This is a genomic window from Alteromonas sp. 38, from assembly GCF_902506055.1.
Lineage (GTDB): Bacteria > Pseudomonadota > Gammaproteobacteria > Enterobacterales > Alteromonadaceae > Alteromonas > Alteromonas lipotrueae.
Genome location: NZ_LR733300.1, coordinates 3,128,814 through 3,150,160 on the forward strand (window position 1 = coordinate 3,128,814; position 21,347 = coordinate 3,150,160).

Consider the following 21,347-nt stretch of genomic DNA (forward strand, 5'->3'; position numbering starts at 1 on the left):
TCAATCAGACAGTAAAAAATTACGCCTGTTTGTTCATAACCTCGTCAAAAGCTTTAGTTACTTCGGTAACTTTAGCTTGCTCAAGTACCCACTCAACCGCCTGCTCTTCTAATGCAACATTTTGCATTTGCTGCATAAGCTCTTGGTTGTTGTTGTAGTATTCTACAACTTCTTGAGGGTCTTCATACGCTGAAGCAGCAGTTTCGATCATCTCGTTTACTTTTGCTTCGTCAGCTTTAAGTTCGTTTTGCTTAATTACTTCACCTAATAATAGCCCAATTGAAACACGACGCTTGGCATTATCAGTAAATAATTCAGCAGGCAACTCAGGAAGGTTTTGACCACCGCCCTGTTGGCTGAAACGCTGTTTAGCTTGTTCACGTAAAGCATTAACTTCTTGGTCGATAAGTGCTTGAGGAATATCAAGCTCATTAGCGTCAACCAATTTAGCAATAACGTCTTCTTTAACCTGAGTTTTAAGTGTTTGATCTAGCTCGCGCTGCATGTTCTTACGAACTTCAGCTTTAAGCGCGTCAACACCACCTTCCTGAACACCGAACAAAGTAGCAAATTCTTCGTCAACTTTAGGAAGTGACTGGCCTTCTACTTTTTTCACTGTTACTTGGAATACCGCGTCTTTACCTTTAAGGTTTTCTGCGTGGTAATCCTCAGGGAAAGCAACTTCTACTGTTACTTCTTCGCCCGCTTTCGCGCCAACTAGTGGCTTTTCGAAACCTGGGATCATGCGATCTTGACCTAGTTCAAGTTCGAAATCTTCAGCTTTTCCGCCTTCAAATTCTTCACCGTCGATAGAGCCAACGAAATCGATAACAACTTTATCGTCTTTCTTCGCTTTACGTTTAACTTCTTTCCAAGAAGCGTGCTGCTTCTGTAGCGTTACCATCATGTTATCAAGATCTTCGTCAGTAATTTCTACTACTGGCTTTTCGATTTCAATATCGTTGATGCCTTTAACTTCTACTTCTGGATACACTTCAAAAGAAGCAACAAATTCCAAATCCTGACCATCTTCATCTTTAGTCAATTCGAAATTAGGCATACCAGCTGGTTGAATTTTTTCTTGAACGATAGCCTGATAGAAGTTTTGCTGCATTACATCACCAGCAATTTCTTGACGCACTGCTTGGCCGAAACGCTTTTTGATTACGCTTACTGGTACCTTGCCTGGGCGGAAACCGTTGATTCGTTGCGTTTTCGCCAATTGCTGTAGGCGAGATTTAACAGCTGAATCAATAGCGTCAGCTGGAACGGTGATAGTAAGACGGCGTTCTAAACCCTGGGTCGTCTCGACTGAAACTTGCATTATATTACCTCAACTTTACGCCTATTTAAGCGCTTTGTTCTCAATCCCCTCTCCCGTCGTGCCTAAATGGCATATCACACCGGGGTAGAGGTCGTTTCCGACGTTTGCACTAACAAAACACCACACAATACTGTGTTAATCGCGTATTTGTTACAAACATACGAGTTAAAAAAAGACGCCGTAGTATACAGTCGCAGAGAACGAGAGTCGAGAGGGAAACACAAGTTTGTAACACGCTTTTGAATGATAAGTGTGCAAACAGATAGAAATAAGGAATTTAATAAGGAAAATATAACGAGGATAGAGTAAATGGTCGGTGAGATAGGATTTGAACCTACGACCCCTTGTACCCAAAACAAGTGCGCTACCAAGCTGCGCCACTCACCGACAGTATTACTTAAAGCACTTACAACAGCTTTTGTAAAAAAGCTTAAAATATGGTGCGGAAGGAGAGACTTGAACTCTCACGCCGTGAAGCACTGGAACCTAAATCCAGCGTGTCTACCAATTCCACCACTCCCGCGAAAAAGTGGGGTGGACGATGGGGCTCGAACCCACGACAACCGGAATCACAATCCGGGGCTCTACCAACTGAGCTACGCCCACCACTGAGGTGCTTGCAATAAATAAACATGTTGAATTGATAGTACATGTTTACCTTTAAAGATTCGACTAATCCGAATCAGGTCCTACCTGACTCGCATGGCGCGTCCGGCAGGATTCGAACCTGCGACCCACGGCTTAGAAGGCCGTTGCTCTATCCAGCTGAGCTACGGACGCTCGGCGAATCTTCGCTTGCAAAAAATGGTCGGTGAGATAGGATTTGAACCTACGACCCCTTGTACCCAAAACAAGTGCGCTACCAAGCTGCGCCACTCACCGACTGTGTAACGATACGTTTGAAGCAATTTGCGTCTGTGCCGTTACGGGGTGCGAATATTACTGACAAGACCCCACCTCGTCAAACACTTTTTTAAATAAAATATTCAACCGCTCACAAACCGCGCATAAATGTGCTTTTTTGAGCACTTTGGGTATTTTTCAAACTGATTCTATCCAATAGACCGACCATTAAATACAAACCTAGAGGTAGAACACTTATGTCCCTACGATAAACAATTTCATTATTTATCGAAATTTACCTTATGTAGTTGCCATTTATTCAAAATTTTTTGCGATTTACACTATTTGTGTGTTTCTACTGGTCGCCACATGCTGTTTTATGAAACAATAATTAGCACTTAATGACCACACATTATAATCACTTCTATGACAGCTCATTTAATTGACGGCAAATTAATTGCCAAACAAGTACGCCAGCATGTTGCTTCCTATGTCGATTCACTTATTGATGCAAAGAAACGTCAACCTGGATTAGCCGTTGTGTTAGTCGGTAGCGATGCTGCCTCTCAAGTCTATGTTTCTAACAAGCGTAAAGCGTGTGATGAAGTTGGCTTTGTATCTCGTTCCTTTGATTTACCCGCTGATACAACAGAAAGCGAACTGTTAGCACTTGTTGATCAATTAAATGACGACAAAGAAATAGACGGTATCTTAGTACAGCTGCCCCTACCCGCCGGTTTAAATGCAGAAAAAGTGTTAGAGCGCATTCACCCGCATAAAGATGTAGATGGCTTTCATCCTTATAACATAGGAAGATTGGCACAACGTATCCCCGCGCTTCGCCCGTGTACTCCGAAAGGTATCATGACCATGATTGAGGCCACTAAGCGCCCCGTTAAAGGGTTAGATGCAGTTATCGTGGGTGCATCAAACATCGTAGGCCGACCAATGAGCTTAGAGCTTTTACTTGCCGGTTGCACTGTTACTACCTGTCATAAATTCACACAAGATTTAAAAGCTCATGTAAGTCGTGCAGACCTTCTTGTGGTCGCGGTAGGTAAACCAAACTTTATTCCTGGTGACTGGATTAAGCATGGTGCTATTGTTATTGATGTAGGTATTAATCGTGTGAGTGACGGTTCGTTAGTTGGCGACGTAGATTTTGAGCCTGCTAAACAACGTGCTGGATGGATTACCCCTGTGCCTGGCGGTGTGGGCCCAATGACAGTGGCCAGCTTAATAGAAAACACCCTAGAAGCTTACGTAAAATACCACTCTTAAGTTGAAATCGTGAACGATACACATCTTATAGAAGCCACTATGCGTTGGGTTGATGACATTGTCATCAACCACAACTTTTGCCCCTTTGCGGGTTTTGTACGCCAACCGGGCCAAATTCACTGCGTCGTGGTTAATGGGAATTCAGGCGATGTTATTGCCTCGCTTTTCGATGAGTGTAAACGATTAGACGAGAAAGACGATATTGCCACTACCCTTATCATCGCACCTTCATCATCTACAGCTTCCTTTGACGACTACCTAGATGTATTAGCGATATGTGATCGTATGCTATCTGATTGGGGGTACAGTGGCGTTTATCAACTCGCCAGTTTTCACCCAGACTATCAATTTGATGGTGAAGCTAAAGACAGCGTAGCGAATTATACCAACCGCTCTCCCTACCCTCTACTGCATTTAATTCGCGAGCGAGATATTGCCCGCTATATGAAAAACGAAGATGATGCAGAGAAAATTTACACTCACAATATTGCCAAAGCCAATGAATTGGGGTGCCCTTACTTTGAAAAAGCACTAAATGAAATGCGAGATGAAGCGTCGAAGAAAACACACTCACTGAATTCTAAAACGCCAAAATAAAAACGGCCTGTAAAAACAGGCCAAAAATATATTGGGTCCAGGGAAACCAAATACGGCTGCCCCAAGTGTCCGCAATTGGTACAAGCGTTTAAACTTGCAACCGAACTCTACCTTAACTATGTGAGAATTTTATGACAGTTCACTTTACAAATAGCGCGTTGCACAAATGAACCAGTGTCAGTTTCCCCTTTCTCCCATCGGCCATATAAAGACACCGTTTAAACAAAAGTTTGCAATTCCCCGACAGCCCAACTTAGCAAAGGCAAAAGGCCAAGTCGTTTTAGCGCCTGAATTTAATGACCCTAGAGTTTTTAAAGGGTTGGAAGTATTCAGCCATGTGTGGCTGCTATTCGTTTTCCACGAAAATATAGATAAGGGGTGGAAACCAACTGTTAAAGCCCCTCGCTTGGGCGGCAATGCAACACTTGGGGTATTTGCTTCAAGAAGTACACACCGCCCCAATGGCATAGGCATGTCTGCGGTAAAGAATTTAGGTTACGAAGCCATTAATGACGAACTCATTTTGCATCTTGAAGGGGTAGATTTGCTAGATGGCACCCCGATTATTGATATTAAGCCCTATTTACCTTATGCCGATTCACTGCCTCAGGCATCTGATACTCTTGCTGAACTGACCCACGCCTCCCCCATTCCGCATCTCGATGTAACTATTAACGCCAATGTGCAGCACATACTCGAAGCAGCCGCGATAGACCACCCCGATCTACCCACATTGCTAACGGCGGTACTGGCTCAAGATCCCCGCCCCGCTTATCGTCATAAACGATTAAGTGATGAAAAGACCTACCATACTGCACTGTATAATTATGACTTTGCCTTCACAGTGAAAAATAGTGTGGTTGAAGTCATTGGGATTAACACGCTTTAGTCGCACGTGGTTGTAGCACTATTGCTCACAGTTAATTAGAATACGCTCAATTGTATTTTTCATAGTTATAGGAAGACCGCTTCGAATGCGCACTAGTCAATATTTACTTGCCACGCAGAAAGAAACTCCTGCCGATGCTGAGGTTATCAGCCACCAGTTAATGTTACGTGCTGGTATGATAAGAAAACTGGCTTCAGGCCTTTATACGTGGTTGCCAACTGGGCTTCGCGTACTGAATAAAGTGGCAAACATCGTTCGTGAAGAAATGAACAAAGCAGGCGGTGTAGAAGTGTTAATGCCAGTAGTCCAACCTGCTGATTTGTGGGAAGAGTCTGGCCGTTGGGAAGAATATGGCCCAGAGTTACTGCGCATTAAAGACCGCCACCAGCGAGACTTTGTGCTAGGTCCTACACATGAAGAAGTGATCACATCATTAGTTAGAAACGAAATCAGTAGTTACAAACAGCTGCCAATCAATCTTTATCAAATTCAAACTAAATTCCGTGATGAAGTGCGTCCTCGTTTTGGCATTATGCGTGGTCGTGAATTCACCATGAAAGATGCTTACAGCTTTCATTTAGACGATACGTGTTTAGATAAAACTTACCAAACAATGTATGAAGCCTATGGAAATATCTTTAATCGCATGGGCTTAGATTTCCGAGCAGTTATTGCCGACTCAGGCTCAATTGGTGGAAACCATTCTCATGAGTTCCACGTACTTGCCGAGTCTGGTGAAGATGCCATTGCCTTTGCAAGCGACAGCGACTACGCCGCAAACGTTGAAATGGCGGCTACGGCAATGCCAGAAAAACAACAAGCTTCAGGCGCAGCAGCAGAAGTCGTAAGTGGTAAAGCTTCAGATAGCGCACTTAGCATTTATGTTGTTAAAGGCGAAACGGAAGAAGAGAGCACAACTGAACAGTGGGTTGTATTAGTAGTGCGCGCAGAACATGAGCTTAACGATGTTAAAGCGGAAAAAGTCACTGGCGTAGCTAGTCCGCTTGTTATAGCAAGTGAAGAAAAAGCCACTGAAATCTTAGGCGCTCATCCTGCTTTCGTTAACCCTAATGATATTACGTTGCCAATGCATGTCGACTTTAGTGCCGCAGCACTTGCTGATTTTGCTTGTGGTGCAGGCGAAAATGGCCAAATCACGAAAAATGCAAATTGGACTGTCGATTTAAAAACAGCAGATTTACGTAACATTGTGGCTGGTGATGCTTCGCCAGACGGCAATGGTACCATTGAAATAAAGCGCGGAATTGAAGTGGGCCATATTTTCCAACTGGGTAGCAAATACTCAGAAGCGATGAATTGTGGTGTACTAAGCGAAACGGGTAAACATCAAACACTTACCATGGGGTGTTATGGAATTGGTGTTTCACGTATTGTTGCGGCGGCTATTGAACAAAACCATGATAAATACGGCATCATGTGGCCTGATCCTATCGCGCCATTTAAAATTGCACTTATTCCAATGAACATGCATAAATCTCACCGTATTAAAGAAGCGGCTGAGGCACTATACGAACAACTGATTGCGTTGGGTATAGACGTATTATTTGACGACCGCAAAGAACGCCCTGGTGTAATGTTTAATGACATGGAATTAATTGGCATACCTCACAGTATTGTTATTGGCGAAAGAAACCTCGACAATCAACAAATTGAGTATAAAAACCGCCGCACAGGTGAAAAGCAATTATTAGATTTAGATTCGGCTAAAGACTTTGTTGTTAGTCTTTAACATTGTCTATTATTGAAAGATAAATATTAGTAATTTTGCATTTGACCTTGTATAGCGCTTTGCAATAACAGCAATTGTGGTTAGCTAAAAGAATAAAAACGGTGAACATATGCGGTTAACATTTTACGGCGTGAGGGGCTCTATTCCTACTCCTGGAGAGGCCTATGCACGCTATGGTGGCAATACCGCATGCGTTCATATCGAATTAACCGATGGCACAGATATTGTGCTTGATTCGGGAACGGGTATCAGACTGTTGGGGAACAATCTTCGCAGAAAAGATACCCCTGTTCACTTGTTGCTCAGCCATAACCACTGGGATCACATACAAGGTTTTCCATTTTTTAGCCCTATCTTTCAAAAAGACAGGGAAATTTATATTTATCCTGGGCAAACGACCTTGCCCGAGTACGATCAAATCTTAAAACAAATGGAAGGCTCATCGTTCCCTGTCCCTATCAGTGCGTTACCGTCTAAGCTCCATTTAACCATTATCCCGCCCGAGCAAGATATTTGGGAAATCGGTTCTGCCATCATTCGCAGAATACCTATTAATCACCCTGGCAAGGGTAGCGCTTATAGTATTGAAGAAAGAGGCATTAAAATCGCCTACATTACAGACAACGAACTCTACCCACCCTATAAAAAAGAAACGGATTTTTTAACATTTGTTGATTTTGCTAGAAACGCGGACGTTGTTATTCATGATGCACAATATATGATGTCCGATATGCCGGCTAAAACTGGGTGGGGTCATTCGATTGCTGAAGAAGCTGTAAAGCTCGCCATCGCATGCAATGCAAAACAATTAGCGCTATATAGCCATGATCCAGATCGCACAGATGAGGATATTGATAAGGTGGTTGAACACTGCATGGATTACATCACTATTGCAGAGTCGAACCTGAAAATATTTGCATCAACGGAAGGCCAGTCACTGGAATTCACTAATTAAAATAATGTAGCAAAAAACAACAACGACTTACCCAACGGAGAACACCACCAGTGTCAGTGTTTAAGCCATTTTTAATATTGGCTGCAGTCAGTCTGTGCAGCATAAATGCCCTTGCCCAAGAAAATGCGCAAGACGAGCAAGAGAGTGATATTGAAGTCATTGATATCATTAAACGAGATACCACTTCTGAAAGTGCGCTCGATAATCGTATGGAAGGTGATAAGGAAGCAATTGATAACGTTTTTGCAATTACTCAGCATAGACAAAACTATTTTCTTCCTATGACTTACATTACCAATCCGAACTCAAACGGTAATCAAGAGCTCACAGAAGACAATGTCGATAAAAAAGAAGCCAAGTTTCAGGTTAGTGTAAAGCTGCCTCTTTATTTGGAAGACACTGGGTTTGATGGCATTTACCTCGGTTTTACCCTTACCTCATTTTGGCAGCTATATAATAGCGAAGTATCTAAACCCTTTAGAGAAACCAATTATGAGCCAGAGATATTTTGGCAAGAAACGGCAGACTACTCGGTTTTAGGGTATAAATTTAATACCTTTCAATTAGGGTTTAACCATATGTCTAACGGACAGAGTGGCCTTAGCTCTAGAAGTTGGAACCGTATTTTCGCCTCTGTTGTGTTTAGTGACCAAGACGATATTTATTATTTAAAAACTTGGTATCGTATTCCTGAAGACGACAAAGCAGACCCGCTTGATCCTACCGGAGATGATAACCCAGATATCGAAAACTATTATGGTCGTATGGAATTCGGTTATGGGCGCAAGCTTGGTAATTTCAAAGTGATGGCATTGCTTCGCAATAACCTTAACTTAGGGAATAACCGAGGTAGCATTCAGCTTGATTTAACCTATCCGCTCACCGACCGTTATGAGTTACTGTTTCAATATTTTAACGGCTACGGCGACTCACTCATTGATTACAACCGCTCTCAAGAACGAGTAGGACTAGGCTTTCAGCTACTTTTCCTATAAGCATTTAATTAATAAGAGGCCTTGTCTTATAGGCCTCTTATTAAGTAACACAGTACGTTAATGCATTTTCCAGCTTACCTGATTACCTTTCTTATATGGCTCTCACCACTATAGCTTTTTTGTTAAACGGCTATTTAACTTACCCTTAATTACTGCTTTTTCACATGACTCCAGCCGCTTTGTACAATTGAAGATGAACATCTACTAACGCATCTATGTCACGCTGATACCCGCCACCGATGACCGCTGCGATGGGTATACCCATACGTTCAGCGAACGCAAAAACCATATCATCTCGGGCGCTAACGCCTTCGGTTGTGATGTTTAATAAGCCCAAGTCGTCATTAACATGAATATCTACGCCAGCATCATAAATAATGGCGTCTGCTTGAAATTGCATGGCAACCATGGCGAGTGTTTCTTGCACTGTGTTTAAATATTCGTCGTCTTCACAGCCCTTCGCCATGCCTATATCGATGTTTGAATGTTGCTTTCGATAAGGGAAGTTTTTCTCACCATGAACTGACACGGTGAAAATACTATTGTCGTATTGAGCTAGCTTAGCCGTACCATCCCCTTGATGGACGTCGAAGTCGATAATTAATACATTGTCTATACCGCTAGATTTTTGCATGTTTTTTGCGGCAAGAAATAAATCGTTAAATAAGCAAAATCCTGACCCAAAATCTGAGAATGCGTGATGGTAGCCACCGGTTAAATTTAACGCTTTCCCGTGTTTTATCGCCAATTCAGCAGTTAAACATGTACCTGACACTGCCGTAAGGGTGCGTTCGATTAGTTGATCCGACCAAGGAAAGCCAATACGACGCATGGCTTTTTTATCTAGTGTGCCGCCGGTTAACTGCTGAACATAGACTTTATCAAAGTGAGACTCCAATTCCGTTATCGCTAACGGTGAAGGTGTGTGAAATACACTATCAGCAACACCGTGAGACGATAATGCATTTCGAATACCTTGGTATTTATCGATAGGGAAGCGATGGCGTTCAGGTAAGCTGAGTTGGCTATAAATAGGGTGAAATACCAGTGGGATCATAACGTCTCAGTCGCTACCTTGTATTATTTGTAGTGGATATTACCTTGGGTTCATAAAAAAACGGAGCATTGAGCTCCGTTTCATTATACGCACTATAATGTATTAGCGGGTTAAACTGTTCACCACTTTTTCCACATTGACAGACATACTCTTCATCGACTCTGCCATGTCATCACGTTGTGCCAATTTATGATACCGGTCGGACGATGCCACTACGTTCGCAATAATACTTTCCACCTGAGACAACACTGCCTCTTGCTCGTCTGCGGCTTCATTAAGGGCAACCACTACACTCGCCGTTTCTTTAATATCCTCAACCACATTATTTAAGGTTTGCAATGCAGTAGCAGCTTCAGTCGCATTGCTGTCTGAAAGCTGTTTACCTTCTTCCATGGCCAGAACGGCTCCACGGGCTTCTGCTTCAAAACTGCTAAGAATATTGTTTATTTCTTTCGTTGATTGCTGTGTTTTAGCTGCTAACGCCCGAACTTCATCTGCCACCACCGCGAAGCCTCTACCATGTTCTCCTGCCCTAGCAGCTTCAATTGCAGCATTGAGCGCCAATAAATTGGTTTGGTCGGCAATTTCATTGATAACGTTAACCACTTTAAGAATGTTTTTGCTGCGGCTTTGCAGGTCGCTTACAATATCACTCGATTCTGTTACCGTTTTTGCCAGTTGCTTAAACCCAGTATTAGCGCGCTCAAAAGTCGAATAGCAACTCGCAACGTTCTCTTCTGAGTTTTTGGTTGCCACTGCTACTTGGTCGGTAATCGCGACCAAGTTCTGAACTATACCTTTTAATTTATCAGTGGTGGCATCTAGCGATAGTGATGCATCGCGCTGCTCTACTGCGCCATCCATTATTGATTGCCCTACATCGCCAAGGGTTACGAAAGCACGCTCCATTTCTAATTCGGTTTGATGTAACTGAGTGACTGAATCTTTTAGCTTACTTTGTAATGCTCTGGCTGAGTCAGCTAAAATGCCAAGCTCGTGCCCACTTGAATAAGTCAGCGGGTAATCGTATTGACTGGTTGCTAAATTAGAAATGCACGCAGCCACTTCACGAGTAGGGTTAATTACCTGGGTGCGAAGACGACTAATTACATAAATTACAGATAGCAGTGACAGCACGATAGCAGCCAGTAAAATTAGCCATAACATCCTGCGTGTGCCGTCCTTTAGATCAGTAATGGCTAGCTCAGATTGATGTGCTATTTCATCGGCAATACTTTCAAGTAGTTTTGCTGGCTCTCGGTCGATGCCACGAACGAAGCTATCTCCAACTTTTGGGTCTAAACCCGATGCTATAAAGGCCGCATAACCTTCTCGATACTTTTCAGCCATATAGGCGTGCGATGTTTGGAACTTTCGAATATCCGCTTTGGCTTTATCACTCACTACAGGGTTTGACAGCATTTGGCTAAATTGCTGCTTTATCTCAGCTTCTCGCTTTTGAAAGCGAGACCAGTACTTTTCCCGGTCGTCGTCGTTGTGCCCCCTCAGCAGCGTATTTTTCCATTCCTGAACCTGTGTTTTAAAGGTGTTTAAGGTAGCATTAACATCACGCTCTGCCTGAACAAGTGTATGTTCTAGGGATTCGAAACTGCTTAACAACGAGAAAGATTTATAGATGGATGCGGCGTTTAAAAAAACCAATAAACATAAGCTCGCAAGTACAGGGGTAATTACCAATCGACTGATACTGGTATAATTGAACACAGCGCTTAACCTTTAGTCTAATAAAAATTCGAAAATCGTGAAACTCCGTCATTAGATGATAATTTAATGACAGAAACGTTACAAACTAGGTATTACGCTGCATACCTTTGCATATCCATTGATACGCAAGAATTATAGAACTAAAAGCAGATTTTGAAACTTTCTTCTATGACAATAAAAAATTGCACTAGCAACTAGGGTTCCAACCAATTTATACGGCTAACCTCATCACCAAAGTATTTTGCTCCCGCTAACGTGTGATGTCCATAATCGTAAAATAGCTTTTCTAAAGATTGATTGACGCCAGAACACTGTTTTAAAGCAGGCTTGCAAACATAATCCATCCTATCTAGCTGCGTAACATCAGGGAATTTTTTTACTATAAGGTCGAGAGCTTCGTTAATCTCTCTCACTCTTCCTGTGAAGTCCACTCTTGTCGTTGTTTTATTAGTACTGTAAGCGTTGAAATACTCTGAATTAATATGGTTAGCGAGAACCTCATCACCGGCATACGATTTATCATCTCTTACTACATAGGCAACAAAGTCTGCAAGTGTCCAACTGCGTGTTCTGTATTCAGGGAATTCGTGGATATTGTTGACTACAATAATGCCTTTCCCAGCTTCTATAAATTTTTCAATAACCTGATTTAAGGCGGCTATATCCTCTAGGTCATATCTAGAAGCTATAATTATAGTATCAGCATGTTTAAAATTTGGAACATCCGAAAGCTCAGAAAAATTCTTATAGATTTCACTAATTTCACTCCCATAACGTGCAAAAGAAAATATCGAGCCGTTGTATTTTGAATGTACCAGTACGTTATACAAATCTTTGGAGTGAGAGTTACCTATAATCAATGCATTTTCATAGTTTTTTTCTAAATCGAACCACAGCTCATTTTCGTTATGTTGACGTACTAAACGCCAAGACTCTTCTCTTAATACGGTATTGCTTCGAGATGCCTCTGAAATTTGAAAGCTATTTAGCGTATTAAAATTACCTGGGTTTAGTTTTGTGGAAAAAATTGCACTACTAGCGCCAATTACAATAAAACCGATTAATGATAAGCAAGAGTACGTGAATATTGACTTACGACTTATCTTATCTTTGAATCTAAAAGGTGTTTCTACATACTTCCAACTTCCATAGGCTAGCAACATAGTCAATAAACTAAGGGATAACATTAAACCATGGGAAGGCTCTTCCACTGAAAGTATTCTGGTAAAGGCGAAGATAGGTTGATGCCATAGGTAGGCAGAATAGCTGATTAAGCCCACGCCTACGCACAACTTAACGCTAAGCAAACGTCCAACTAGAGTTTGCGTATCAGCAAATAAAACGATTAACACCACACCAACTACGGGTACCAGTGTATAAAAACTAGGAAATGGCACAAAGCTGTTGAAGAAGAAAGTAGCGTAAAGCACCATTAAAAGGCCGATGGAGGCCGCGACATTGTTAGATCTCACACCATGCTTTTGCACTAAAAAAGCAGCTAGAGAGCCAGCTAACAGTTCCCAACCACGAAATGGCGCGAGATAAAAATTTGCACTTGGACTGTTTCGATAGCCCCACTCGCATGCCAGTAAACTCATCGTAGCAATAAATGCTATCAACAAAAAAAGCTGTTCTCTTTTAAAACCTTGTCGCCATGCAAACATAAGTAGTAAAGGAAATATCAGGTAATACTGCTCTTCTACCGCCAAACTCCACGTGTGAAGCAAAGGCTTCTCTTCAGCAGCGGCCTCAAAGTAGCCGCTCTCTCGCCAAAAAAGAATATTAGATGCGAAAAGGCTCACGGCAACAATACTATGAGAAAACTCTTTAAAACTGTCAACTGTCATGGTCGACCATGCAATCGGCATACATACCACTATGACAAATACCAGTGCGGGTAATATTCTTCTAGCACGCCGTTCGTAAAAATTCACTAAGCTAAATTTTTCACGCTCAATTTCCACGATAAGAATAGAGGTAATTAAATAACCGCTGATAACAAAGAAAACATCGACACCGACGAAACCACCAGCAAAGAATTTAAATCCGGCATGAAACAGAATGACAGGCAGTACGGCCAATGCTCTTAAGCCGTCAATCTCGGAGCGATATTTCAAAATAAAGTCCTTTTAGAAAGTATCTGTTATCCCCCCTGCTCAGTTAACATCTATACCGTTGCAGTAATAGAGATGACGTATTTAGAGGGGTTATATAGTTATACTTTATTTTCACGTAACGTAAGAAAAATTAACACTGGTATTTTCGAAGTACCCTCAAAAATTGTGCGCTTTTGAGCTTAGCAAAGCGTCATAAGCTTTCAATGCAATTAAAGTAAATCACATTAGATACGCCTTTAAGCGCACAATAATGAGGTTATTGCTTTTTTATTCCCACTCAATTGTAGCTGGCGGCTTACCCGAAATGTCATAAACAACGCGGGAAATACCATCGATTTCGTTAATAATACGATTCGAAACTTTACCTAAGAAGTCATAAGGTAAATGCGCCCAGTGAGCCGTCATAAAATCGATTGTTTCTACCGCGCGTAGTGATACTACCCAATCGTATTTACGGGCATCACCCATTACGCCCACGGAGCGTACAGGCAAGAAAACGGTGAAGGCTTGACTCACTTTCTGGTATAAATCAGCGTTGTACAATTCTTCAATGAAAATAGCGTCTGCACGGCGTAGTAAGTCGCAATACTCTTTTTTCACTTCACCAAGCACGCGTACACCTAAGCCAGGTCCTGGGAATGGGTGACGGTAGAGCATGTCATACGGTAAACCTAGTTCAAGACCAATTTTACGTACTTCATCTTTGAATAGCTCACGCAAGGGTTCAACTAAACCTAGCGCCATGTCTTCTGGCAAGCCACCAACATTATGGTGAGACTTAATCACGTGGGCTTTACCTGTTGCGGAACCAGCTGATTCAATAACATCGGGGTAGATAGTGCCCTGAGCTAGCCATTTCGCATTGGCAAGCTTTCCAGCTTCTTCGTCGAATACTCGGACAAATTCATTACCAATCGCTTTACGCTTAAGCTCTGGATCCTCAATATCCTTTAGACGCCCTAAAAAACGGTCCTCAGCGTCAACACGGATAATATTGAGACCAAAATGGTCACCAAACATCTCCATTACTTGATCAGCTTCGTTTAAACGAAGCAAACCATTGTCTACAAACACACAGGTGAGGTTTTCACCAATAGCACGATGCAGCAGCATAGCAGTAACCGATGAATCGACGCCCCCCGACAAACCTAGAATGACGCGATCGTCGCCAACTTTTTGTTGAATGCGCGCAATAGCATCTTCAATAATGGCATCGGCAGTCCATAACTTTTCGCATTTACACACATCCATGACGAAATGGCTTAACAAACGCATACCTTGCTTAGTGTGGGTCACTTCAGGGTGAAACTGAACACCGTAAAACTGCTTTTCTTCGTTATACATAGCCGCGTGCGGGCAAGAGGCTGTTTGCGCAATAGTCTCGAACCCAGCAGGTACAGCGGCAACTTTATCGCCGTGACTCATCCATACATCAAGTAACGCATTGCCATTCTCGCCAATGCTATCTTCAATATGACTAAGTAAAGACGTAGGTTTAATAACTTCTACCTGCGCATAACCAAATTCCCGTTTGTCAGAGCCTAAAACACCGCCACCCAGTTGGGCTGCCATGGTTTGCATGCCGTAACAAATACCAAAAACAGGCACACCAGCTTCGAATACGTATTCAGGGGCGCGAGGAGAGTTCTCTTCTGTTACTGACTCAGGGCCGCCCGATAAAATAATGCCTTGTGGATTAAATTCTCGAATTTGCTCTTCGGTCACATCCCAAGCCCAAAGCTCACAATAAACGCCTATTTCACGAACGCGACGCGCAATAAGCTGCGTGTACTGTGAACCAAAATCTAAAATCAGAATGCGTTGGTCATGGATATTTGTGGTCATGTTTTTACCCGTTTTATAATAGAACGAAGGCGGCGATGAGGCGGAAAGATACCCGCCTCACGATGCGCTGTATATGGTTATATCTTGTCGCGAATCTAGCCTAGACGGTAGTTCGGTGCTTCTTTAGTAATGCTAACATCATGAACGTGTGACTCGCCCATACCTGCCGATGTAACACGAACAAACTGCGCTTTTGTGCGAAGTTCATCAATACTGCCACAGCCAGTAAGCCCCATGGCTGAGCGTAACCCACCCATTTGCTGATGGATGATGTTCGCAATAGGCCCTTTATAGGCTACGCGGCCTTCAATACCTTCAGGAACAAGCTTTTCCGCATTGTTTGATTCTTGGAAGTAACGGTCAGATGAACCGTGGTTTTGGTTCATTGCGCCTAGTGAGCCCATACCGCGGTAAGATTTAAAGTAGCGACCTTGATAAAGCTCAACTTCGCCTGGCGCTTCTTCTGTGCCCGCTAACATGCTGCCTACCATTACGCAACTTGCACCAGCAGCTAACGCTTTCGCAATGTCACCAGAGAAACGAATACCGCCATCTGCAATCACTGGAATGTCGGTACCTGCAAGCGCGTCTACGGCATCAGATACCGCAGTAATTTGTGGTACCCCACAACCGGTAACAATACGGGTAGTACAAATTGAACCAGGGCCTATACCTACTTTAACGGCATCAACGCCTGCATCAGCCAGTGCTTTTGCACCATCACCTGTTGCTACGTTACCTGCAATAATCTGGACATCAGGATAATCACTGCGCACTTTCTTGACGCGATCGATAACGCCTTGTGAGTGACCATGAGAAGTGTCGATAAGTAAAACATCCACACCGGCTTCAACTAAAAGTTGAATGCGCTCATCAGTACCTGGCCCAACGCTAACGGCTGCACCAACCCGTAATCGACCTAATGAATCTTTACAAGCATTCGGTTTATTTTCGGCTTTTTGAAAATCTTTAACCGTAATAAGGCCGGTAAGCTTGAAAGCATCGTCTACTACAAGAATTTTTTCGATGCGGTGTTCATGCATAAGATCGAGTACTTGATCTGAACTTGCACCTTCTTTTACCGTAACTAAGTCATCTTTGCCCGTCATCACATTACTGATAGGCAGTTCTAGACGTTTTTCGAAACGTAAATCACGACCAGTAACAATACCAATTAAATTATTTTGATGATCGGTTACCGGAAAACCAGAATAACCTAGGCGCTTAGAAAGGGTAATGACTTCGCCGATAGTGGCGTCTTTAGCAACCGTAACGGGGTCTGAAACCACGCCACTTTCGTACTTTTTGACTTCACGAACATGCTTTGCCTGCTGCGCAGGTTCCATATTTTTGTGAATAAAGCCGATACCGCCCTCTTGAGCAAGTGCAATCGCTAGGCGTGCTTCAGAGACGGTGTCCATCGCCGCAGATACCATAGGGATATTTAACGTGACACCACGAGTTAGACGAGTTTGAAGTTTGGCAGTATGTGGAAGAACTGTCGAGTGGCCGGGAACCAGCAACACATCGTCGAACGTCAGGGCTTCTTGGATGATTCGTAGCATGCAACAACACCTATTCAGTTGAGGGTTAATTGCGGCGCAATTGTAGTGTTTTTTAGATTTCAGGTAAACTCTATTTTATTAAACCAGACGATTTTTTCTTATGTTTACATCTTCACCCTCTACATCGCGACAAATTTTAACAGTTACTAAGCTAAATCGGCTCGCTCGAACCGTGCTTGAAAGCGAAGTGGGACTTATATGGTTATCCGCTGAAATATCTAATTTTGTGAGTGCCGCTTCCGGTCATTGGTATTTCACGTTAAAAGATAACAAGGCACAAGTGCGCGCTGCCATGTTTAAAAATACAAACCGCGCTGTGAAACAGCGCCCTAAAGAAGGCGATAAGGTGCTCGTAAGGGCATCGGTAGGTATTTACGAAGCACGTGGCGACTACCAGCTTGTAATAGAGCATATGGAGAGCGACGGCGAAGGTGCCCTGCAGCAAGCCTATGAAGCGTTAAAAGCAAAACTCAACGCTGATGGTTTGTTCAGTATCGAACGTAAGCGCCCAATGCCTGAGGTTATCAATCGTATTGGTGTTATTACCTCTTCAACAGGCGCAGCACTGCATGACGTACTTAGTGTATTGAAACGCCGTAGCCCACAAACTGAAGTCATTGTTTACCCTTCTATGGTGCAAGGTGAAACCGCGCCTAATCAGCTTATTAACGCCCTTCGCACTGCGAATAAACGAAATGAAGTAGATGCACTTTTGCTAACCCGTGGTGGTGGCTCGTTAGAAGATTTATGGTGTTTTAACAATGAAAACCTTGCTAGAGAAATTGCCGAGTCGCAACTACCGTTAATCAGCGCCGTTGGGCATGAAGTTGATTTTACTATTGCTGATTTTGTTGCCGATTTACGCGCCCCTACCCCTTCGGCGGCCGCGGAAATATTGAGCCAAGACACGAACGCGCTCAGTGAGGGCTTTGTTCAATATAAGCAACGCTTAACCCGTGCTATGCTGCAAAAACTTAGTCATTTAGCTCAGCAACATAAACTTCAGCACCAACGTTTACAGTCAGTACATCCGCAAAGCAAAATACAAAATCAGTGGCAAGCCCTCGACAGACTACAATTGCGTTTAAGCCATGCTATTAACAATAAACTCGCTATCGAAAATAAACGGTTTGAGTATGTCGATAATCGCTTTGCGCGACAAAACCCAACGGAGCGAGTGAATCAAGCTAAAGCGCACATGATACAAACCCATAAAGCGCTATGTAACAACATGAAGCAGTTAGTAAATAGTAAACAACAGGCATTTGCTGCAAAAGTGGGGTTATTGCAGTCGGTTAGCCCGCTTTCTACATTGTCGCGAGGCTACAGTATTACTATGTCAAGTGGAGAGGCAGTTACCTCTGTAAATACCGTCAAAGAAAACGATATACTTATGTCTCGAGTGACTGATGGTGAAATAACCAGTAAAATAGTGGAAATTCGTCGTCATCAATAAAGGTTGGCCTTTGTTTCCTATTTCTTCGCGTTCAGGCTGGTTGCTACTTGCTCTAGCCTCTTTATGCGCACCGGCAGTTTATGGTCAGCAACAGGCGGGATTGCCTGAGTTACCGGTGTTGCCCGAAACGTCATCTTTATCGGCACCTGTACCTGAAGCTCCTACAATAGCAATTTCTCTGGCGGTGTTTTCTACTTACCCCAGTGAAACCCTTTTGGATACCTGTGGCGATACAGAGGCCACACAGGGGTGTATTGAAGATACCATTACCCCAGAAGCATTTATCTCTTCACTGATAGCAACATCTTGGTTCACTGAGATTAAACCTTTCGGTAATGACTCAGACTATGAACTGCTGATTGCTAACGTGGCTAAACAAGATGAAACTTCCAGTATAAGTGAAGCGCTAAGTGAAAAACCTAGCGAAGAAAGGCACTTCACTGAATTAACGCTGCAATGGCGAGGAATAGAGATTGATTCTTTGGTTATTACCAGTCAAGTGAATAGCAATGAAACGCCAACAGAGAAAGCCATAGAACCGCTACTATCGTGGTATAAGCATGTTATCGAAAGCGAACTGTTCACCCCAAAGTTTTTATATCATGCGTTAAACGCGAGCGATTACGGCAACCATCTAAGTGTGCCGGAGTCTTTGGGTGATTTCACCAGACTTGATACTCAGCTGTACCCAGACCCCTTCAAAGGCTCAATTACAAGGTATACCCATCCTTCTTTTGAAGATGCGTTAGTTGATGTAACGGTTTATCCCATTTTGGCGAAACTAGACACGAACGCGCAAAGTAATAAAGCGAATACGGTGAACACTATCAATACTGAAAACTCAGCCCGCACAGACGCTTTACTTCATCAACAATTAGATGAAGACTGGAATAAAGCTGACCACGTTGCCAGCGCGCGCAATTTAACCTTATCTCAACCCCAACCAATATCGCCTTTTAATGTGAAGGGGCTTGCTAATGGATGGCGACTAGCCCTTAAAGCTGACTCGCCAGTAGACGATCCTATCTTCGCGACCACCTATGTGTTTACGCGCAATGATAAAATAGTGAAAGTGGCTACCACCTTCCCTAGTGACTTCTCCGACGACTTAGCAAATGAACTCATTGCGCATATCTCAGTGCCAGAAGAATCTATGCTTATGCAGCAAGTTCGCGCCATGCTGAAGTAGAAAACACCAGCAATAGTGCAGCGTGAAGCCTTCATTATGCAAAGCACCTTATAGACAGACTGTTGTGATCAGCCCTTTAAAAGCGCTTAGCGAAACATAAATAAATGCACTCTACCTTCACTTAAAACAAAAAAAGTCGGTGCTAATAATAGCGCCGACCTTTTTTATATGTTTGGAATAGTAACGTTTCAAAACCCGCATGTCGCCATTATCCAAAACGCTTAGTTACCGAACTTGTATCAACGTTCGGCTACTTCTTCTTACTATGATAAGACAGTAAACGCTTACGTTTACGTTCTTGAGTAAGAGTGAGCTTATTCTTTTTGCCTTCAAACGGGTTCGCCCCTTCCCTAAATTCGATGCGTATAGGCGTGCCCATCACCTGAAGCGCTTTACGGAAGTAGTTCATCAAGAAGCGCTTGTACGACGTAGGTAAATCGTCAACTTGGTTACCGTGAATAACAATCACCGGCGGGTTATAACCTCCAGCATGGGCATATTTCATTTTGACCCGACGACCGCGCACTAGCGGCGGTTGATGGTCATCTTGAGCCATTTCCATAATCTGCGTAAGCATGGAGGTATTAATACGCTTAGTGGCGCTTAGGTAAGCTTCTTGTACTGACTCAAATAAATTACCTACACCGGTACCGTGCGTTGCAGATATAAAGTGTAAACGTGCAAAGTCAATAAAACCAAGACGGCGATCGAGTTCGCGTTTTATATCGTTTTTAATATCTGTGCTCAATCCGTCCCACTTATTCACAGCAATCACCAGTGAGCGGCCGGAATTTAACACAAAGCCCAGTAAGCTTAAGTCTTGATCGGTTATACCCTCACGAGCATCAATAACCATCAGCACGACGTTTGCTTCGTCAATCGCTTGCAAAGTTTTAACAATAGAGAACTTTTCAACCGCCTCATTCACTTTTCTGCGTTTACGAACTCCTGCGGTATCGATAAGAATATATTCACGCTCGTCACGTTCCATCGGAATGAAAACGCTATCGCGGGTCGTGCCTGGAAGGTCATAAACTACAACCCGTTCTTCACCCAAAATTCGATTAGTTAACGTAGATTTACCCACGTTAGGCTTTCCAACTATGGCCAGTTTAATAGGCTGGTCTTGAAGGCGCTTAAGTTGCGCTTCCGCATCAAGCTCTTCTTCTTGCGTTTCCTCAACAATGCGCATGTCAGGAAAAGAGGCTTCAAGTGGCACTAACGCATCTTGCAGTAATTGGCTTACGCCACGCCCGTGGGCCGCGGCGATTTGTTTAACGGTGCCTAAACCCAGCGCGTAAAAGTCTGCGCTTTCGCTATCGCCATCAATGCCGTCAACTTTATTCGCGACGACAAAAACTTGCTTGTTAAGGCGGCGAATGTGTTCAGCAATACCTTGGTCTGCCGGCAATAAACCTGCTCTGGCATCAACAAGTAGTAATACTACATCGGCTTCTTCAATGGCTAAAAGAGACTGCTGCGCCATTTCAGCATCAATACCTTCTTCGTCACCCGTGATACCACCGGTATCCACCACGATGAATTGGCGCTGCTCAAACTTAGCCTGACCGTACTTGCGGTCACGGGTAAGCCCTGGATAATCAGCGACCAGCGCATCACGTGTATTAGTTAAACGATTAAACAAGGTGGACTTACCCACATTAGGGCGGCCTACCAAAGCAACAACGGGCAACATGTATCAAATCCTAAAGGAAAAAAGCTAAAAAACACAAACCGCAAGTAAGCATAGCTTACTTGC

The 21,347-nt window shown here is 43.2% G+C and carries 15 protein-coding genes and 5 tRNA genes; 8 read left to right on the forward strand and 12 right to left on the reverse strand.

Annotated elements, in window-relative coordinates; genetic code table 11:
* Positions 1–19: 19 nt before the first annotated feature.
* From tig to FLAVO9R_RS13625, 6 genes are all read right to left on the reverse strand, one after another.
* On the reverse strand, positions 20–1,324 hold the full coding sequence (gene tig, locus FLAVO9R_RS13600) for a trigger factor (RefSeq protein WP_013783303.1): 1,305 nt from the start codon (positions 1,322–1,324) through the stop codon (positions 20–22).
* 310 nt (positions 1,325–1,634) lie between these two features.
* Positions 1,635–1,711 (reverse strand) — tRNA-Pro (locus FLAVO9R_RS13605).
* 51 nt (positions 1,712–1,762) lie between these two features.
* A tRNA-Leu gene (locus FLAVO9R_RS13610) sits at positions 1,763–1,847 on the reverse strand.
* A 7-nt stretch (positions 1,848–1,854) separates the two neighbouring features.
* Positions 1,855–1,930, reverse strand: a tRNA-His gene (locus FLAVO9R_RS13615).
* A 97-nt stretch (positions 1,931–2,027) separates the two neighbouring features.
* A tRNA-Arg gene (locus FLAVO9R_RS13620) sits at positions 2,028–2,104 on the reverse strand.
* A 25-nt stretch (positions 2,105–2,129) separates the two neighbouring features.
* Positions 2,130–2,206: transfer RNA gene (locus FLAVO9R_RS13625), tRNA-Pro, on the reverse strand.
* A 387-nt stretch (positions 2,207–2,593) separates the two neighbouring features.
* Between FLAVO9R_RS13625 and folD the strand changes: the two genes are divergently transcribed.
* The 6 genes from folD (at position 2,594) to FLAVO9R_RS13655 (ending at position 8,634) form a co-directional block, all read left to right on the forward strand.
* Entirely contained in the window at positions 2,594–3,448 is an 855-nt protein-coding gene (gene folD, locus FLAVO9R_RS13630; protein ID WP_159532161.1) for a bifunctional methylenetetrahydrofolate dehydrogenase/methenyltetrahydrofolate cyclohydrolase FolD, read from the forward strand.
* A gap of 9 nt (positions 3,449–3,457) precedes the next feature.
* Entirely contained in the window at positions 3,458–4,045 is a 588-nt protein-coding gene (locus FLAVO9R_RS13635) for a DUF1415 domain-containing protein (protein WP_201299270.1), read from the forward strand.
* 166 nt (positions 4,046–4,211) lie between these two features.
* On the forward strand, positions 4,212–4,934 hold the full coding sequence (tsaA, locus tag FLAVO9R_RS13640) for a tRNA (N6-threonylcarbamoyladenosine(37)-N6)-methyltransferase TrmO (RefSeq protein WP_159532163.1): 723 nt from the start codon (positions 4,212–4,214) through the stop codon (positions 4,932–4,934).
* 85 nt (positions 4,935–5,019) lie between these two features.
* The gene (locus tag FLAVO9R_RS13645; RefSeq protein WP_159532165.1) at positions 5,020–6,684 is read left to right on the forward strand and encodes a proline--tRNA ligase; all 1,665 of its coding nucleotides are present in this window, start codon (positions 5,020–5,022) and stop codon (positions 6,682–6,684) included.
* 109 nt (positions 6,685–6,793) lie between these two features.
* Entirely contained in the window at positions 6,794–7,639 is an 846-nt protein-coding gene (locus FLAVO9R_RS13650; protein WP_159532166.1) for an MBL fold metallo-hydrolase, read from the forward strand.
* A gap of 50 nt (positions 7,640–7,689) precedes the next feature.
* Positions 7,690–8,634: a phospholipase A gene (locus FLAVO9R_RS13655; RefSeq protein ID WP_159532168.1), complete on the forward strand. Its 945-nt coding sequence runs from the start codon at positions 7,690–7,692 to the stop codon at positions 8,632–8,634.
* Between the two features lie 160 nt (positions 8,635–8,794).
* Here the strand turns inward: FLAVO9R_RS13655 and FLAVO9R_RS13660 are convergent, their stop codons facing one another.
* The 5 genes from FLAVO9R_RS13660 to guaB all read right to left on the reverse strand — a co-directional run bounded on the left by FLAVO9R_RS13660 (position 8,795) and on the right by guaB (position 16,943).
* Positions 8,795–9,691: a histone deacetylase family protein gene (locus FLAVO9R_RS13660; protein WP_159532170.1), complete on the reverse strand. Its 897-nt coding sequence runs from the start codon at positions 9,689–9,691 to the stop codon at positions 8,795–8,797.
* 102 nt (positions 9,692–9,793) lie between these two features.
* Positions 9,794–11,416, reverse strand: coding sequence for a methyl-accepting chemotaxis protein (locus FLAVO9R_RS13665; RefSeq protein WP_159532172.1), 1,623 nt, complete (start codon positions 11,414–11,416; stop codon positions 9,794–9,796).
* A 194-nt stretch (positions 11,417–11,610) separates the two neighbouring features.
* Positions 11,611–13,533: an acyltransferase family protein gene (locus FLAVO9R_RS13670; protein ID WP_159532174.1), complete on the reverse strand. Its 1,923-nt coding sequence runs from the start codon at positions 13,531–13,533 to the stop codon at positions 11,611–11,613.
* 267 nt (positions 13,534–13,800) lie between these two features.
* On the reverse strand, positions 13,801–15,378 hold the full coding sequence (gene guaA, locus FLAVO9R_RS13675) for a glutamine-hydrolyzing GMP synthase (RefSeq protein ID WP_159532176.1): 1,578 nt from the start codon (positions 15,376–15,378) through the stop codon (positions 13,801–13,803).
* Positions 15,379–15,473: 95 nt separating this feature from the next.
* Complete coding sequence (gene guaB, locus FLAVO9R_RS13680) at positions 15,474–16,943, reverse strand: IMP dehydrogenase (RefSeq protein ID WP_013783293.1); 1,470 nt, start codon at positions 16,941–16,943, stop codon at positions 15,474–15,476.
* Between the two features lie 100 nt (positions 16,944–17,043).
* Here guaB and xseA point away from each other — a divergent pair, with 100 nt between their 5' ends.
* Both xseA and FLAVO9R_RS13690 read left to right on the forward strand, forming a co-directional pair.
* Positions 17,044–18,399, forward strand: coding sequence for an exodeoxyribonuclease VII large subunit (gene xseA / locus FLAVO9R_RS13685; RefSeq protein ID WP_159532178.1), 1,356 nt, complete (start codon positions 17,044–17,046; stop codon positions 18,397–18,399).
* Positions 18,400–18,409: 10 nt separating this feature from the next.
* Entirely contained in the window at positions 18,410–19,588 is a 1,179-nt protein-coding gene (locus tag FLAVO9R_RS13690) for a hypothetical protein (protein ID WP_159532180.1), read from the forward strand.
* Positions 19,589–19,838: 250 nt separating this feature from the next.
* Here FLAVO9R_RS13690 and der read toward each other — a convergent pair whose 3' ends face one another.
* A complete protein-coding gene (gene der, locus FLAVO9R_RS13695; RefSeq protein WP_159532182.1) occupies positions 19,839–21,284 on the reverse strand; it encodes a ribosome biogenesis GTPase Der in 1,446 nt (481 codons plus the stop codon).
* Between the last annotated feature and the right edge of the window lie 63 nt (positions 21,285–21,347).

Excerpts from the sequence above, each read along its gene's own strand:
- tig (WP_013783303.1), bottom strand. The coding sequence starts at position 1,324 with ATGCAAGTTTCAGTCGAGACGACCCAGGGTTTAGAACGCCGTCTTACT.
- folD (WP_159532161.1), top strand. The coding sequence starts at position 2,594 with ATGACAGCTCATTTAATTGACGGCAAATTAATTGCCAAACAAGTACGC.
- tsaA (WP_159532163.1), top strand. The coding sequence starts at position 4,212 with ATGAACCAGTGTCAGTTTCCCCTTTCTCCCATCGGCCATATAAAGACA.
- FLAVO9R_RS13645 (WP_159532165.1), top strand. The coding sequence starts at position 5,020 with ATGCGCACTAGTCAATATTTACTTGCCACGCAGAAAGAAACTCCTGCC.
- FLAVO9R_RS13650 (WP_159532166.1), top strand. The coding sequence starts at position 6,794 with ATGCGGTTAACATTTTACGGCGTGAGGGGCTCTATTCCTACTCCTGGA.
- FLAVO9R_RS13660 (WP_159532170.1), bottom strand. The coding sequence starts at position 9,691 with ATGATCCCACTGGTATTTCACCCTATTTATAGCCAACTCAGCTTACCT.
- guaA (WP_159532176.1), bottom strand. The coding sequence starts at position 15,378 with ATGACCACAAATATCCATGACCAACGCATTCTGATTTTAGATTTTGGT.
- guaB (WP_013783293.1), bottom strand. The coding sequence starts at position 16,943 with ATGCTACGAATCATCCAAGAAGCCCTGACGTTCGACGATGTGTTGCTG.
- xseA (WP_159532178.1), top strand. The coding sequence starts at position 17,044 with ATGTTTACATCTTCACCCTCTACATCGCGACAAATTTTAACAGTTACT.
- der (WP_159532182.1), bottom strand. The coding sequence starts at position 21,284 with ATGTTGCCCGTTGTTGCTTTGGTAGGCCGCCCTAATGTGGGTAAGTCC.